This is a genomic window from Enterobacter sp. UPMP2061, assembly GCF_053709615.1.
The window spans coordinates 178,657-195,251 of the sequence record NZ_JBSKJP010000008.1 but is presented as its reverse complement, the minus strand read 5'-3'; the positions used below and the strand labels follow the sequence as shown (position 1 = coordinate 195,251).

Below are 16,595 nucleotides of genomic sequence, written 5' to 3'. Positions count from 1 at the left end.
TTGATACAGATTAACAGAATTTGCCTGGCGGCTTTAGCGCGGTGGTCCCACCTGACCCCATGCCGAACTCAGAAGTGAAACGCCGTAGCGCCGATGGTAGTGTGGGGTCTCCCCATGTGAGAGTAGGGAACTGCCAGGCATCAAACAAGTGAAGAGGCCATCCGGAAGGATGGCCTTTTTGCGTTTCTGTACCTGCTTCCTTTCCATAAACAAATCACCTATCCCCCCATATATACGGTAAACTATCCCGGTTTTTGCATCAGGATAGCGTCTATGAATCACTCCCTTAAGCCCTGGAATACCTTTGGTATTCAACGGAATGCTAATCAAATTGTACGTGCCGAGAGTGCTCAGCAGTTGCTGAATGCATGGCAAAACGCAACAGAAAACGGTGAACCCGTACTTATTCTGGGCGAAGGAAGTAATGTCCTGTTTCTCGATGATTTTGCGGGGACGGTAATCGTCAATCGCATCATGGGGATTGAGCGTAAAGAGAGCGCTGACAGCTGGCATTTACACGTGGGTGCTGGCGAGAACTGGCACCATCTGGTGCAATATACCCTTGAAAAAGGGATGCCAGGGCTGGAAAACCTGGCTCTGATCCCGGGCTGTGCAGGATCATCTCCTATTCAAAACATCGGTGCCTACGGCATCGAACTGAAACACGTCTGCGAATATGTCGACTGCATCGAACTCGCGACCGGAACGGCGAAGCGCCTGACCGCAGAGCAGTGCCGCTTTGGCTATCGCGACAGCATTTTCAAGCACGACTATCAGGATCGTTTCGTCATTGTGGCCGTTGGCCTGCGCCTGGCGAAAGCCTGGAAACCCGTTCTGACTTACGGCGATCTGACCCGTCTCGACCCGGCTACCGTCACACCGCGTGAGGTATTTGATTCCGTTTGCCACATGCGAATGACCAAGCTCCCGGACCCGAAAGTAAACGGAAATGCGGGCAGTTTCTTCAAAAACCCGGTGATCAGCAGCGAAAATGCAAAAGCGTTTCTCGCCGGCTGGCCAACGGCCCCGCATTATCCTCAGGCGGATGGTAGCGTGAAGCTGGCCGCAGGCTGGCTTATCGATCAGTGTGAATTAAAAGGTACGACTCTTGGTGGCGCTGCTGTTCATCGTCAGCAGGCGCTGGTACTGATCAACCAGTCTAACGCGACAAGTGAGGATATCGTCAACCTGGCGCATCATGTTCGCCAGCGCGTGGGCGAAAAATTCAACGTCTGGCTGGAGCCTGAAGTTCGCTTTATTGGCCGAACGGGCGAAGTGAATGCCGTGGAGACCATTGCGTGAAGGACAATACTATTCCGTTAACTCTCATCGGTATCCTTGCCGATGGCGAGTTTCATTCTGGCGAGCAGCTGGGCGAACAGCTGGGCATGAGCCGTGCTGCGATCAATAAGCATATTCAAACGCTCCGCGACTGGGGCGTGGATGTGTTTACGGTGCCGGGAAAAGGCTACAGCCTGCCGGAACCGATCCAGTTACTGAATGAAGAGGTCATCCGCAGCCAGATTGGGCACGGTAACGTCGCGGTATTGCCGGTCATTGATTCGACGAACCAGTATCTGCTGGATCGCCTGAGCGAGCTGAAATCCGGTGATGCCTGCGTTGCCGAGTACCAACAGGCAGGACGTGGCCGCCGGGGGCGTAAGTGGTTCTCACCATTTGGCGCCAACCTCTACCTTTCCATGTACTGGCGGCTTGAACAGGGGCCAGCTGCGGCCATCGGGCTGAGCCTGGTCATCGGCATTGTGATGGCAGAGGTGCTGCACGATCTGGGTGCCGATCAGGTGCGGGTAAAATGGCCCAACGATCTGTATCTCAACGATCGAAAGCTGGCGGGGATCCTGGTTGAACTGACGGGAAAAACAGGCGATGCCGCACAGATCGTCATTGGTGCGGGACTGAACATGGTGATGCGAAACGTGCAGAACGATGTCGTGAACCAGGCCTGGACCAACTTGCAGGAAGCGGGGATCACCATCGATCGCAATACGCTTGCCGTCCGCATGATCAATGAGTTGCGTAGTTCGCTGACGCTCTTTGAACAAGAGGGGTTAGCGCCATTCCTGTCCCGCTGGGAAAAACTGGATAACTTTATTAACCGACCGGTGAAGCTGCTGATTGGGGATAAAGAGATTTACGGCACATCACGCGGCATTGACGCGCAGGGCGCGTTGCTTCTTGAACAGGATGGCGTGATTAAGCCCTGGGTGGGCGGTGAAATTTCGTTACGAAGTGCGGAGTAACCCTCTCCCCACAGGGGAGAGGGGGTAGCAGGTCATCACTGCGGATACGGCACCCAATCCCCGGCATTCAGTCGGACATAAGGCTTATTCTGATACTGGATCACCACCGCATTGGCGTTTTCCGATACCTCCGCCGTCTGCGGCAGCCCGCTGGTGAGTTGATCCCAGTTCACGCTATCTTCCACAAACAGCTTACCGTCTACAGCGCGAGCAACCAGTTCCGAGATAGCCAGATAGCTGCTTGGCTGGGTGATTTCAATGGGCGCTCCCTGATGCGGCGCCTTCATGCCAAAGAACTTAATCCCGGCCGGAACGTTAGTGATGGACGGGCTTGGGATATCGCGCAGACCAGACACCTGCATCCTGTCGCCTTTCAGCGCCCCTCCGTGTTCTGGTACTACCACCACCATCACTTTGCGACCTGATTTTTCCAGCTCGTTGAAGAACGCGTTCAGCTCGTCAAAGAACTTCTGAGCACGGGCCTTATAATCGGCCGTTTTACTCACGCCGGGATAATGGTTCCCGTCGTGCAGCGGCAGCGTGTTATAGAACGTCGCACTACGTGTCCCTTCCTCTTTGCCGACGGTATCTAACCAGCGCTGAAGCACGGCGGTATCGTCATACACTGGCGAGCCATCAAAGCCCAGCAACGTTACCGGCAGCCCTTTCTGGTCCATCAGCGGGGCCTGCATGCCACCCTGTTCACGCACTTCTTTCAGGAAGTTACCGAACTGACCGTTATGGCCCATCATCAGGTGCTGGGTAAAGCCCAGTTTTGCGAGGTTATCAAACAGATAACACTGGTTAGCTGCCGGCTGGTAGAGGTTCTTATGCGAAGGCTGTCCGCAGCTGGCGCGCAGCAGGCGGATAGCCGCCGGGCCGCTGTACGACGTGGCCGAGTTGAAGTCCTTAAACTGAATATCGAAATGCGACCACAGCGGGTGCGACATCAAACCAGCCGCGTCAACGTCAGCCCAGGACAGAGAACAGATGTTAATGACCAGCAGCTCAAACGGCTGAGCATCGGCAGGCAGCGCGTCCGGGAATTTCGTCTGACGCTTATCTTCCGCAGCGTAAAAACTGGAGAGCCACGCGTTCAGGTTAGTGGATGTCGGCGGTGCAGTCTGCGCAGGAATATCCCCAACCACAGGCGTATCCCCTGCTGTCGCAACGGTCGCGGCGGCGGAACCGCCCGTGGTGGTAACGGTTGTTGTCGGCTGACCGGCTGGCCACAGCGAGAAGCTCGGGCCCGTCAGCGTCAGCACGTTTAGCCAGATCATAATTGCGACGACAAACACCGTCACCCGGATCCACTGAGACAGGAACAGCCAGGCGACCAGCAGGACAAATACCGTGCCAATCATCTGCCAGTTAATAAAGCGCTCAACCAGATCGAGCATATAGTCCGCACTGAAACCTGCGACCTGGGAGCCCTGGCTCATGATGCTTTCAGGGCCGGGCAGCCAGGTATCATGCCAGAACAGGGCGAAACCGATGGGGATAGCGACCCAGTGACGTATACGGTGCAGCCTGAGGTTCGGGATTGGCATCAGCAGGAATGCCATAAACACCAGGTTAAGCAGAGGGTGGAAATTAAGATAGCCTGCCCACAGCAGACCAAACTTCACCAGAAAGTAGAAATTCCAGCCGGACAGGCCGCGCCAGTATTGCCAGAGTGGCGATGGCGCCGAAGAGGTATAGGTAGAATTAGTCATGTTTTCGGTTTGCCTTGACGTTCGGAGCGCGAGTCAGTGTTCCGGCGGGTTTAATATAGCGAGGTTTGACGAACAGTAATCTGACCGTATCGCGAATACGGCGCAGGGAATGGCGTGCATAGTAGCCAAGCGGCAAAAAAATCAGCGCGCACAGAACAACCAGTTGGATGATATCGCTGATATTCATAATGGCGCGCTCTCCTTGTTCTCATCCAGTAAGCGTAGCGGCTCGGGTAGGGTACCCGTCGCCAGACATGCCCGTCATGTTTCGCGTTCAGAACCGGTTTGGCGCCGCTTGTGACAGGCAACGGTTTGGCCCACTTTTCAGGTGGCAGGGCACGCATCTGGACAAGCTCAGCCGCGATCAGGTTATCTTCAAACCAGACCATACGGTTCGAGAAGATATCCGCGGTAGGAAGCGGGAAGATATGGTTAAGCGCAGTATCCAGATCGTTCACCCGGCAGAAGGAGAGGAACAGCACCAGGCGGTTATCGCCAATGGTCATGATGTCCCCGATACGGTTAGGGCGGCACAGAGTGAGCGCCTGCTCAACGCGAATACCCGGCACGGGGCGCAGGGCAACCATCACCCCTTTTCCGTCTGCCGGTAACAGCGTATTGCTCATCATGTTGCCCACCGCATCGCAGAAGGTGTCCCATTTCTGGTAGCCGCGCAGTTTCATCGGCTGCGTCATTGAAAGCAGGGTGCTGATATCTTCCGGAACATGTCGATTAAACTGCTGGCCCTGGATGCTTTCGATCAGCGTCAGACAGCGCGACAGGGGAGCATTCCACGGAATGACCATATTCGCGCCGCAGCCCAGTAATAAGCGCTCATCGGTGGCGCGCAGGCTGGTATTATTTTCACGCACCACAATTTTTAACGCGCTGCCGCGCTGGCGACGTAATGTGTGAATGTGCCTTGCCAGCGTTTCGATTTGGTTATTCTGGATCAACGAGAAGATAATGGTCGCCGCCTGCGTGGTGCGCGCCTCATCAAATAAGGCTTCATTGGTATCGAACAGTGACCAGTGCTCAGACAGTGCAGGCGCACCTTCCAGTACCGCAATATGGCTCAGAACGCGTTTTTCATCACTGCGTGGCTGAACTACCGTCTCTTCCTGTTGAGCAAGATGCCACTCATCCCCGACATGTTTGAGGGTAAGTTGTTGTCGGGAGCTCACCCCTTTTTCATTGCACCAGAAAGCCACGTCGTAAAGATGGCGGTCGGTCTGGACACGAATACTGGCCAGGCCATAGAGGGAACGGTATTCACTCATTAAAAGTGAAAAAAGCTTGTCATTATTACTGCCTGGGTTAACAACCAATAAGGTGCAATTTTGATTTTTTGCCCATCTGTTGATTCTTCCCAGCCATTTCAGCAGTTTTTCAGACGGGATATTTTGCAGGCCGTTATTAGAGCATTTTAGAATCAGTAAATAGTGTTCAGGAACAATAGAACACTGAATATCGCGGGGTAAAAAGTATAGACTGTCAGCCTCCGCAGGCATGGAAAATAATCGTACTGTCTGGGGTCCACGGTCACTGTCGAGCCTGATGATTGACTTCGGCTCTTCGCCCATCGTAATGACGGCCACGCGGGAATCCTTCCCCTGCGCCGCTATCGTCTGGTTTACCAGACTGATGGCATCTTCATTACGATCCGTATTAACCCACCAGACTCCTCCGACTGGCATGTGGCGCAATTCGTCCCATAATGACTGGATGCCAATAGAAAATATGGAGTCCACGGTGTCCCTCTTTTCGTCGAATTTCTATGTCTCTCAGTTTACTAGCGAAAGCGTAGAAATAAACCTAACATTGAAATTAAAGAACATCAGATTTAGCATGTAAATGAAATTTAATGGGCAGGACGCCTCGCTGCATCTGAATCTTATGATTTTACTCAAAGGGATGAAAAAAGAATGCAAAATAACGAACCCGCAACCCCAGTCGACTCAAGTCTGGGTTACACATTCCAGAACGATTTTTTGGCACTCACGCAGGCTTTTTCTTTGCCTGAAATAGATTACACCGATATTTCCCAGCGTGAACAGTTGGCGGCGGCTATTAAACGTTGGCCGTTATTAGCTGAGTTTGCCCAACAACAATAAGGAAGCCATTGATGGCTGTACTAGGATTACAGGGCGTCCGTGGTGGGGTGGGTACAACTTCCGTTACCGCGGCGCTGGCGTGGTCATTGCAGGTATTAGGTGAATCGGTACTGGTCATTGATGCCTGTTCCGATAATTTGCTGCGCATGTCATTCAATGTCGACTTTACGCATGCAAACGGCTGGGGACGCGCGCTTCTGGACGATAAAGACTGGCGGGATGCGGGTTTGCGTTATACCTCCCAGCTCGATTTGCTTCTCTTTGGTCAATTGACCGAAACCGAGCGCGGGAATGAAGCCGCGTACCAGCGCCTGTTCTCTCGCTTCATCACCGCATTGCAGAGCCTGAAAGAGAGCGGGCACTATCAGTGGATCCTGCTGGACCTGCCGCACGGTGCCGCGTCGCTGACCCGCCAGCTGCTGGCGCAGTGCGACCATGTGCTCTCCATCGCGAACGTAGATGCGAATTGTCATATCCGTCTGCATCAGCAGCCGATGCCTGCCAATGCCCATATTCTGATCAACGATCTGCGCATTGGCAGCCAGATCCAGGACGATCTCTACTAGGTCTGGCTCCAGAGTCAGCGCCGCCTGTTGCCGATGGTGATCCATCGTGACGAAGCGATGGCGGAGTGCCTTGCGTCCAAACAACCTCTCGGGGAGTACCGTAGCGATTCACTGGCGGCGGAAGAGATCCTGACGCTGGCCAACTGGTGTCTGCTGCACTTTGCTAAACGGCCGGAGCCTGCCGGGAGTTCAGTATGAGCCGCCTGACTAACTGGCTGCTCATTCCGCCGGTCAATTCGCGCTTAAGTGAACGCTACCGCCATTACCGTCATCACGGCGCCTCGTCGCTGAGCGCTGCGCTGGGCTGTTTGTGGATGATTCTGGCGTGGATGTTCATCCCCCTCGAACATCCCCGCTGGCAACGCATTCGTGCGCGCCAAGGTGAACTCTATCCGCATATCAACCCTGACAAGCCGCGTCCGCTGGATCCCGCGCGCTACGCTATTCAGTCCATCTGGCTACTAACGACCTCAACGGGCGCGGAGAAAAAAACGTCCCGCTGGCGCAGCTTCGATCGTGTGCAGAACCTGCGTGAACACTACCACCAGTGGCTTGACCGGCTACCTGACCGGGTGGGCGACAAAACGGGTCATTTAGATAACCACAAAGAGCTCGGGCACCTACACCCGGGCTTGCGGCGTTTTATTCTCGGCGTGGTTGTGGTGTTCTCGCTGATTCTTGCGCTGGTCTGTATTACCCAGCCCTTCAATCCGCTGGCGCAGTTCACCTTCCTGATCCTGCTGTGGGGCGTGGCGCTGCTGGTGCGGCGCATACCAGGGCGTTTTTCTGCCCTGATGCTGATTGTGCTATCGCTGACCGTTTCCTGCCGCTACATCTGGTGGCGATATACCTCAACGCTGAACTGGGACGACCCGGTCAGCCTGGTGTGCGGCTTAGTCCTGCTGTTTGCTGAGACTTACGCCTGGATCGTGCTGGTGCTGGGTTACTTCCAGGTTATCTGGCCGCTGAATCGACAGCCGGTGCCGCTGCCAAAAGACACGACCCAGTGGCCTACGGTTGACCTTTTCGTGCCGACCTACAACGAAGATCTGTCGGTGGTAAAAAACACCATTTACGCCGCGCTGGGTATCGACTGGCCGAAGGATAAAATCAAAATCTGGATCCTCGATGACGGTGGCCGTGCCGAGTTCCGCCAGTTCGCGGACGAAGTGGGGGTAGAGTACATCGCCCGTACCACGCATGAACACGCGAAAGCCGGTAACATCAACAATGCGCTGAAATATGCCAAAGGGGAGTTCGTCTCTATTTTCGACTGCGACCACGTGCCAACGCGCTCGTTCCTGCAAATGACCATGGGCTGGTTCCTGAAGGAGAAAGAGCTGGCGATGATGCAGACGCCGCACCACTTCTTCTCGCCGGACCCGTTTGAACGTAACCTCGGCCGTTTTCGTAAAACCCCGAACGAGGGCACGCTGTTCTATGGACTCGTGCAGGACGGGAACGACATGTGGGACGCAACGTTCTTCTGCGGCTCCTGTGCGGTGATCCGCCGGAAACCGCTGGATGAAATTGGCGGGATCGCCGTCGAGACGGTCACGGAAGATGCGCACACCTCGCTGCGTCTGCACCGTCTTGGCTATACCTCCGCCTACATGCGTATTCCTCAGGCGGCGGGGCTGGCCACGGAATCCCTGTCGGCGCACATCGGCCAGCGTATTCGCTGGGCCCGCGGCATGGTGCAAATTTTCAGGCTCGATAACCCGCTGATGGGTAAAGGGCTGAAGCTGGCGCAACGGCTGTGCTACGTTAACGCCATGTTCCACTTCCTGTCCGGTATTCCACGGCTTATCTTCCTCACTGCGCCGCTGGCGTTCCTGCTCCTTCACGCTTACATCATCTATGCGCCTGCGCTGATGATTGCCCTGTTCGTTCTGCCGCACATGATCCACGCCAGCCTGACGAACTCGAAGATTCAGGGGAAATATCGCCACTCCTTCTGGAGTGAAATTTACGAAACGGTGCTGGCCTGGTACATCGCGCCGCCCACCATGGTGGCGCTGATTAACCCGCATAAAGGGAAATTCAACGTCACCGCGAAGGGCGGGCTGGTGGAAGAGGAGTATGTCGACTGGGTGATCTCCCGGCCCTATATCTTCCTGGTGCTGCTGAATATTGTGGGCGTGATTGTTGGGATCTGGCGCTACTTCTACGGCCCGGAAAACGAAATTCTGACGGTCTTCGTGAGTATGGCGTGGGTGTTTTATAACCTGATTATCCTCGGCGGCGCGGTGGCGGTATCGGTGGCGAGCAAACAGGTTCGCCGCGCGCATCGCGTCGAAATCAGCATGCCAGCGGCCATTGCTCGCGACGATGGACATCTCTTCTCCTGTACCGTACATGACTTTTCGGATGGCGGTCTGGGTATCAAGATCAACGGTCAGGCGAAGGTGCTGGAGGGGCAGAAGGTCAACCTACTGCTTAAGCGCGGCCAGCAGGAGTATGTCTTCCCGACGCAGGTGGTGCGTGTGAGAGGAAATGAAGTGGGTCTGCAACTGATGCCGCTGACCAAAAAGCAACACATTGATTTTGTGCAGTGTACGTTTGCCCGCGCGGATACGTGGGCTCTCTGGCAGGACAGCTTCCCTGAGGATAAGCCTCTGGAAAGCCTGCTGGATATTCTTAAGCTGGGGTTCCGTGGCTATCGTCACCTTGCAGAATTTGCCCCGTCGTCGGTGAAATTAATTTTCCGGTCACTTACTTCACTGGTTTCCTGGGTCGTGTCGTTCATTCCGCGTCGACCTGAGCGAGATGAAGCGAAGCAGGCGGACCCGGTTATGGCTCAACAATGATGATAACGCGATGAAAACAAAACTTTCCTGGTTATGTGCAGTGGCAATGGGGATGAGTGCGCTCCCTGCAACAGTGGCTAACGCAGCGCCTGATAACGCAGCGGCCACGCCCGCGCCAACGGTGCCTGTCGTCGCGCAAGCGACCGATCCGGTTGTGACGGCCGCGCCGGGGCAGACGGAAAACGTCGTCCCGAATCAGCCGACGACGGGGAATACGCTGCCCGCCGACAACCCGGTGGTTGGGCAGGTCATGCCTGGCGTGCCGGGAGCCAGTGCGCCGGTGGTTGCCGAAAATACGCCGTCGCGTGACGTTAAGCTGACGTTTGCCCAGATCGCGCCTCCTCCGGGCAGCATGGTTCTGCGCGGCATCAACCCAAATGGCGGTATCGAATTCGGTATGCGCAGCGATGAAGTCGTGTCGAAAGCGATGCTCAACCTGGAATACACCCCATCGCCGTCGCTGCTGCCGGTGCAGTCCCAGCTTAAGGTCTATCTGAATGACGAGCTGATGGACGTCCTGCCCGTCACCAAAGAGCAACTGGGTAAGAAAACCCTGGCTCAGGTGCCGATTAATCCGCTGTTTATCACCGATTTTAACCGCGTGCGTCTGGAGTTTGTCGGCCACTACCGCGATGTCTGTGAAAACCCGGCCAGCAGCACCCTGTGGCTGGATGTCGGGCGTAACTCTTCGCTTCAGATGACCTATCAGCCGCTGGCGTTGAAAAACGATCTCTCCGCCTTCCCGGTGCCGTTCTTCGACCCGCGTGATAACCGTCCGCTGAACCTGCCGATGGTCTTTGCCGGCTCTCCCGATGTGACCGAACAGCTGGCGGCCTCTATCGTGGCATCCTGGTTTGGTTCCCGCTCCGGCTGGCGTGGTCAAAGTTTCCCGGTCATGTACGACAAAATGCCGGACAAAAACGCGATCGTGTTTGCCACCAACGCCAAACGTCCGGCTTTCCTGCGTGACCATCCGGAGGTGAAAGCGCCCACCATCGAGATGATCAGCCATCCGGACAATCCGTACGTGAAGCTGTTGGTGATCTTCGGCCGTGATGACAAAGATCTGGTGCAGGCGGCGAAAGGCATTGCGCAGGGGAATATCCTGTTCCGCGGTAACAGCGTTGTGGTGGACGAGGTGAAACCGCTGCTGGCACGTAAGCCTTATGATGCGCCGAACTGGGTACGTACCGACCGGGCCATCACCTTTGGCGAACTGAAAACCTATGAAGAGCAATTGCAGTCAACCGGGCTTGAACCTTCTCCTGTCAGCCTGTCGCTGAACCTGCCGCCGGATCTCTATCTGCTGCGCACCAACGGCATTGATATCAATCTGAACTACCGTTACACCGCGCCGGCAACCAAAGACAGCTCGCGTATGGATATCAGCCTCAACAACCAGTTCCTGCAATCGTTCAGCCTGACCAGCAGCCAGGAGACAAACCGGTTGATGCTTCGTCTGCCTGTATTACAGGGGCTGCTGGATGGCAAAACCGATGTGTCGATCCCGGCGCTGAAGCTCGGTGCGGTGAACCAGCTGCGGTTTAACTTCCAGTATATGAACCCCATGCCGGGTGGATCGGTGGAAAACTGTATTACCTTCCAGCCGGTGCAAAACCACGTGGTGATTGGCGATGATTCCACGATCGACTTCTCGAAGTATTACCACTTTATTGCGATGCCGGATCTGCGTGCCTTTGCTAACGCCAGCTTCCCGTTCAGCCGCATGGCAGACCTCTCTGAATCGATTGTCGTGATGCCAAAAGCGGCCAACGAAGGCCAGGTTACCACGCTGCTGGACACCATGGGCACCGTCGGGGCGCAAACCGGCTTGCCGGCGATCAACGTGACGGTGACGGATGACGGGAGCCAGATCCAGAACAAAGATGCCGATATCATGGTCATCGGCAACATTCCGGACAAGCTGAAAGACGAGAAGCGCGTCGATCTGCTGGTGCAGGCGGCTCAGTCGTGGGTTAACACGCCGCTGCGTCAGACCGAGTTCCCGAGCATCATGCCGGACAGCGGCGATCGTCAGGCCAATATCAGGACGACCGTAAGCTCAACGGGTCCGATGGCCGCGATTGTCGGCTTCCAGTCGCCGTATAACGACCAGCGCAGCGTTATCGCCCTGCTGGCGGACAGCCCGCGCGGGTATGAGCTACTCAACACGGCCATGAACGACAGCGGTAAACGGGCGGCAATGTTCGGTTCCGTCTCGGTGATCCGTGAGTCGGGGGTAAACAGCCTGCGCGTGGGGGATGTCTACTACGTCGGTCATCTGCCGTGGTTCGAACGCCTGTGGTACGCCCTGTCTAACCACCCGGTGCTGCTGGCCGTGCTGGCTGCGCTCAGCGTTGTACTGCTGGCGTGGGTACTGTGGCGTCTGCTGCGAATCATCAGCCGTCGTCGTCTTAACCCGGACCATGAGTAAGCGGTGATGAAAATCTTTCGCGGGTGTGTAGTCGCAGCGTTGATGCTGGCGGCGGCGAATCTTCACGCCGCCTGTCGCTGGCCTGCCTGGGAGACGTTCAAGCAGGATTATATGAGCGAAAGTGGGCGCGTCATTGATCCCAGTGACGCGCGCAAAATCACCACCTCCGAAGGGCAAAGCTACGGACTGTTCTTTGCCCTCGCGGCAAACGATCGCAAGGCGTTCGATCTGCTGCTGGCATGGACGCGCGATAACCTTGCCGAGGGAGATTTAACCCAACATCTCCCGGCCTGGCTGTGGGGGAAAAAGGACGACGAAACCTGGGCGGTTATCGACCCTAACTCCGCGTCTGATGCCGATATCTGGATTGCCTGGTCGCTGCTGGAAGCCGGGCGGCTGTGGAAAAATCCCGATTACACGCGCACGGGTAAGGCGCTGTTGACGCGCATTGCCAGTGAGGAAGTGGTGAAGGTGCCGGGGCTGGGTTCTATGCTGCTGCCGGGTAAAGTCGGTTTTGCCGAAGAGAGTGTCTGGCGCTTCAACCCCAGCTACCTGCCGCCGCAGCTTGCGAGCTATTTCACCCGTTTTGGCGCGCCGTGGACGACGCTCCGTGAAACCAACCTGCGTCTGCTGCTGGAGACCGCGCCTAAAGGATTTTCCCCGAACTGGGTGAAATACCAGAAAAAGGGCGGCTGGCAGCTGTCGCAGGATGCATCCCTGATCGGCAGCTACGATGCGATTCGCGTCTATCTGTGGGTAGGGATGATGAACGATAACGATCCGCAGAAAGCCCGGCTACTGGCGCGTTTCAAGCCCATGGCGACCACCACAATCAAACAAGGCTTGCCGCCGGAGAAAGTGGACGTCGCGACCGGGAAACGCACCGGAGATGGGCCGGTAGGGTTTTCTGCCTCCCTCCTTCCGTTTTTACAAAACCGGGACGCGCAAGCGGTGCAACGCCAGCACGTCGCCGATCGTTTTCCCGATAACAATGCTTATTACAGCTACGTTCTGACCCTCTTTGGACAAGGGTGGGATCAGCATCGTTTTCGTTTCACCGTGCAAGGTGAATTACTACCGGACTGGGGCCAGGAATGCGCACGTTCACACTGAATCTACTCACCTTATCGCTTGGCCTGGCGCTAATGCCCCTGGCCCAGGCCGCCAACTCCCCGCAGCAGAGACAGCTGCTGGAACAGGTCCGTCTGGGGGAATCCACCCAGCGTGAGGATTTAGTGCGCCAGTCGCTCTATCGCCTTGAGCTGATCGACCCCAACAACCCGGACGTGATTGCCGCGCGCTTCCGCTACCTGTTACGACAGGGCGATACGGCGGGCGCGCAAAAAGAGCTGGATCGCCTGAAAGGAATGGCGCCCGATTCCAGTGCCTATCAGTCCTCCCGTACTACCATGCTGCTCTCCACGCCGGATGGTCGCCAGGCCCTCCAGCAGGCTCGCCTGCTTGCCACCACCGGGCACACCCAGGAAGCCATTGCCGCGTATGACAAACTGTTTGACGGTAAGCCGCCCAGTGGCGACATCGCGACGGAGTACTGGAACGTGGTGGCGAAAGAGCCAGCCCGCCGCAACCTGGCCATTAATCAGCTTAAGAAAATAAACGCCAGCAGTCCGGGTAACGTCCCGCTACAGTCCTCGCTGGCACAGCTTTTGTTCCAGAGCGGACGGCGTGATGAAGGGTTTGCGGTGTTACAGGAGATGGCCAAATCGAACAATGGCCGCAGTCAGGCGTCGGACATGTGGTACCAGCAGATCAAAGATCAGCCGGCCAGCAGCGCCAGCGTTACCGCGCTGCAACAATACCTGAGCGTGTTCAGCGATGGCGATAACGTGACGGCGGCGCGCGCCCAGCTTGAAGCGCAGCAAAAACAGCTTGCCGATCCGGCGTTCCGCGCCAAAGCCGAAGGGTTAGCCGCAGTGGATGCCGGGCAGGGCAGTAAAGCGGTAACGGAGTTGCAAAAAGCAGTCAGCGCCAACCACGCCGACAGTGAAGCCGTAGGCGCGCTGGGGCAGGCCTATTCTCAGAAAGGCGATCGCGCGCGTGCGGTTGCTCAGTTTGAAAAGGCGATCGCCCTCGATCCGCAGAGCGATAACCGGGGCAAATGGGACAGCCTGCTGAAGGTCAACCGATACTGGCTGCTGATCCAGCAGGGGGATAACGCCCTGAAAGCCAACAATACGGCCCAGGCCGAACGCTATTACCAGCAGGCGCGTAATATCGACAATACCGACAGCTACGCGGTTCTGGGCCTCGGTGATGCGGCGGCGGCGCGCAAAGATAACGACGCGGCCGAACGCTATTACCGCCAGGCGTTGCGGATGGACAGCGGCAACAGCAACGCGGTGCGCGGTCTTGCCAATATTTATCGCGCGCAGTCTCCGGAGAAGGCGACGCAGTTTATTCAGTCGCTCTCTGCCAGCCAGCGCCGCAGCATTGATGATATTGAACGTAGCCTGACGAACGAGCAGCTGTCAGCCCAGGCCGAACAGCTGGAAAGCGAGGGGAAATATGCGCAGGCCGCAGAAATTCAGCGCCGACGCCTTGCGCTTTCCCCGGGCGACGTGTGGATCACCTACCGACTGTCACGCGATCTGTATAGCGCGGGTCAGCGCAGCCAGGCGGATAACCTGATGCGTCAGCTGGCAAGCCAGAAACCGGGCGATCCGGATCAGGTTTACGCCAGCGGGCTGTACCTGTCCGGTAACGATCAGGATCGGGCGGCGCTGGCGCATCTGAACACGCTGCCGCGCGACAAGTGGAACGGCAACATTCAGGCGCTGGCGGACCGCCTGCAAAGTAACCAGGTGCTGGAAACCGCCAACCGCCTGCGCGACAGTGGAAAAGAGCAGGAGGCGGAAACGTTGCTTCGCCAGCAGCCTCCGTCCACCCGTATCGACCTGACGCTGGCGGACTGGGCTGAACAGCGTGGCGATCATGAGGCCGCGAAAACTGCCTACAACACCGTCCTGCAACGCGAACCGCAGAACGAAGACGCGATCCTCGGCCTGACCGAGGTCTCTCTTGCCCAGGGCAACAAGGACGCGGCGCGCGCGGCGCTGGCGAAACTGCCCGCGGCACAGAACGGCGAACCGCTCTCGATCAATATGCAGCGCCGGCTTGCCATGGCGCAGGCTGGCCTGGGTGATCGTGCCGCGGCAGAAAAGACCTTCAACGCCATTCTTCCGCAGGCCAAATCGCAGCCGCCTTCGATGGAAAGTGCGCTGGTGATGCGCGATGCCGCCCGTTTCCAGGCACAAAATGGTCAGCCTAAGCAGGCGCTGGACACCTGGAAAGATGCGATGGTCTCATCGGGCATCACAACGACCCGTCCGACCGATAACGACAGCTTTACTCGGCTCACGCGTAACGATGAGAAAGATGACTGGCTGAAGCGCGGCGTGCGCAGCGATGCAGGCGATCTTTATCGTCAGCAGGATCTGAACGTCACGCTGCAACACGACTACTGGGGCTCCAGCGGCACGGGGGGCTATTCCGACCTGAAAGCGCACACCACCATGCTCCAGGTTGATGCGCCGCTGTCGGACGGACGTATGTTCTTCCGTAGCGATCTGGTCAATATGAACGCCGGTTCCTTTGACACCGACAACGGAACCTACGATCCGACATGGGGTACCTGCGCCGAAACGCCATGTCACGGCAGCACGAACCAGTCGGCCAACGGCGCCAGCGTGGCCGTCGGCTGGCAGAACAAAACCTGGTCGTGGGATATCGGTACAACGCCGATGGGCTTCGACGTGGTCGATGTGGTGGGTAGCCTGAGCTACAGCAACGATTTAGGGCCGATTGGCTACACCCTGAACGCCCATCGCCGTCCGATTTCCAGCTCGGTGCTGGCCTTCGCCGGGCAAAAAGATCCCAATACCGACACCACCTGGGGCGGCGTGCGTGCCACAGGTGGCGGCGTGAGCATGAGCTACGACAAAGGCGAAGCTAACGGGATCTGGTCAAGCCTGAGTGCCGACAGCCTCACCGGGAAGAATGTCGAAGATAACTGGCGCGTCCGCTGGATGACCGGCTATTACTACAAGCTCATCAATCAGAACAACGAACGCCTGACGGTGGGCGTGTCCAACATGCTCTGGCATTACGATAAGGATTTAAGTGGCTATTCGCTGGGCCAGGGCGGTTACTACAGTCCCCAGGAGTATGTGTCGTTCGCCTTACCGGTGAACTGGCGTAAACGCACAGAGAACTGGTCATGGGAGCTGGGCGGCTCCGTCTCCTGGTCTCATTCAAAAACAAAAGATGTGATGCGTTATCCGTTACAGGGGCTGATCCCGGACAATGAGCCAGGCCGTTATACCGATAAAGGTGTGATGGAAACCGGAAGTAGCTCGTCAGGGACGGGTTATACCGCAAGGGCGATTGTTGAACGCCGCGTGACGTCCAACTGGTTTGTCGGTCTGGGCGTCGATATTCAGGAAGCAAAAGACTATACCCCGAGCCATGCGCTGCTCTACGTTCGGTATTCTGCCGCGGGCTGGCAGGGTGATATGGACTTACCACCGGAACCGCTGGTGCCTTATGCAGACTGGTGATCGGATTTTTTCTTAATCTAATTGTAAGTCTCTCTTAAAAGTGCAGCTATCGGGTATACTCGGGCGCACCAGGTTTACACCCTGGTGCGCCCTGCGCTTCGAGTTTTGTGGAGAGTCA

The 16,595-nt window shown here is 56.8% G+C and carries 9 protein-coding genes, 1 rRNA gene and 2 pseudogenes; 9 read left to right on the top strand and 3 right to left on the bottom strand.

What is annotated here, in order from left to right; translation table 11 throughout:
• The first annotated feature begins 23 nt into the window (after nt 1-23).
• The 3 genes from rrf to birA all read left to right on the top strand — a co-directional run bounded on the left by rrf (nt 24) and on the right by birA (nt 2,261).
• Nucleotides 24-139: ribosomal RNA gene (gene rrf, locus ACWKXX_RS16325) — 5S ribosomal RNA — on the top strand.
• Between the two features lie 134 nt (nt 140-273).
• Complete coding sequence (gene murB, locus ACWKXX_RS16320; RefSeq protein ID WP_032649809.1) at nt 274-1,302, top strand: UDP-N-acetylmuramate dehydrogenase; 1,029 nt, start codon at nt 274-276, stop codon at nt 1,300-1,302.
• Entirely contained in the window at nt 1,299-2,261 is a 963-nt protein-coding gene (gene birA / locus ACWKXX_RS16315; RefSeq protein ID WP_017384195.1) for a bifunctional biotin--[acetyl-CoA-carboxylase] ligase/biotin operon repressor BirA, read from the top strand. The genes murB and birA overlap by 4 nt, the downstream gene beginning before the upstream one ends.
• A 35-nt stretch (nt 2,262-2,296) precedes the next feature.
• Here the strand turns inward: birA and bcsG are convergent, their stop codons facing one another.
• The 3 genes and pseudogenes from bcsG to bcsE all read right to left on the bottom strand — a co-directional run bounded on the left by bcsG (nt 2,297) and on the right by bcsE (nt 5,727).
• Nucleotides 2,297-3,976 (bottom strand): cellulose biosynthesis protein BcsG, encoded by a 1,680-nt coding sequence (bcsG, locus tag ACWKXX_RS16310; protein WP_047734648.1) that lies wholly within the window; start codon nt 3,974-3,976, stop codon nt 2,297-2,299.
• On the bottom strand, nt 3,969-4,163 hold the full coding sequence (bcsF, locus tag ACWKXX_RS16305) for a cellulose biosynthesis protein BcsF (RefSeq protein WP_006808586.1): 195 nt from the start codon (nt 4,161-4,163) through the stop codon (nt 3,969-3,971). The genes bcsG and bcsF overlap by 8 nt, the downstream gene beginning before the upstream one ends.
• Nucleotides 4,160-5,727 (bottom strand): annotated as a pseudogene (bcsE, locus tag ACWKXX_RS16300) (cellulose biosynthesis c-di-GMP-binding protein BcsE). Before bcsE ends, bcsF begins: the two are co-directional and overlap by 4 nt.
• Before the next feature lie 174 nt (nt 5,728-5,901).
• Here bcsE and bcsR point away from each other — a divergent pair.
• From bcsR to bcsC, 6 genes and pseudogenes are all read left to right on the top strand, one after another.
• Entirely contained in the window at nt 5,902-6,090 is a 189-nt protein-coding gene (gene bcsR, locus ACWKXX_RS16295) for a cellulose biosynthesis protein BcsR (RefSeq protein ID WP_003861175.1), read from the top strand.
• Between the two features lie 11 nt (nt 6,091-6,101).
• Nucleotides 6,102-6,854 (top strand): annotated as a pseudogene (gene bcsQ / locus ACWKXX_RS16290) (cellulose biosynthesis protein BcsQ).
• Entirely contained in the window at nt 6,851-9,466 is a 2,616-nt protein-coding gene (gene bcsA, locus ACWKXX_RS16285) for a UDP-forming cellulose synthase catalytic subunit (RefSeq protein WP_261665915.1), read from the top strand. Before bcsQ ends, bcsA begins: the two are co-directional and overlap by 4 nt.
• 10 nt (nt 9,467-9,476) lie before the next feature.
• Nucleotides 9,477-11,900, top strand: coding sequence for a cellulose biosynthesis cyclic di-GMP-binding regulatory protein BcsB (gene bcsB, locus ACWKXX_RS16280; RefSeq protein WP_071591748.1), 2,424 nt, complete (start codon nt 9,477-9,479; stop codon nt 11,898-11,900).
• Between the two features lie 6 nt (nt 11,901-11,906).
• Complete coding sequence (gene bcsZ / locus ACWKXX_RS16275; protein ID WP_017384189.1) at nt 11,907-13,013, top strand: cellulose synthase complex periplasmic endoglucanase BcsZ; 1,107 nt, start codon at nt 11,907-11,909, stop codon at nt 13,011-13,013.
• The gene (gene bcsC / locus ACWKXX_RS16270) at nt 12,995-16,477 is read left to right on the top strand and encodes a cellulose synthase complex outer membrane protein BcsC (protein ID WP_023304597.1); all 3,483 of its coding nucleotides are present in this window, start codon (nt 12,995-12,997) and stop codon (nt 16,475-16,477) included. Before bcsZ ends, bcsC begins: the two co-directional genes overlap by 19 nt.
• Nucleotides 16,478-16,595 lie beyond the last annotated feature (118 nt).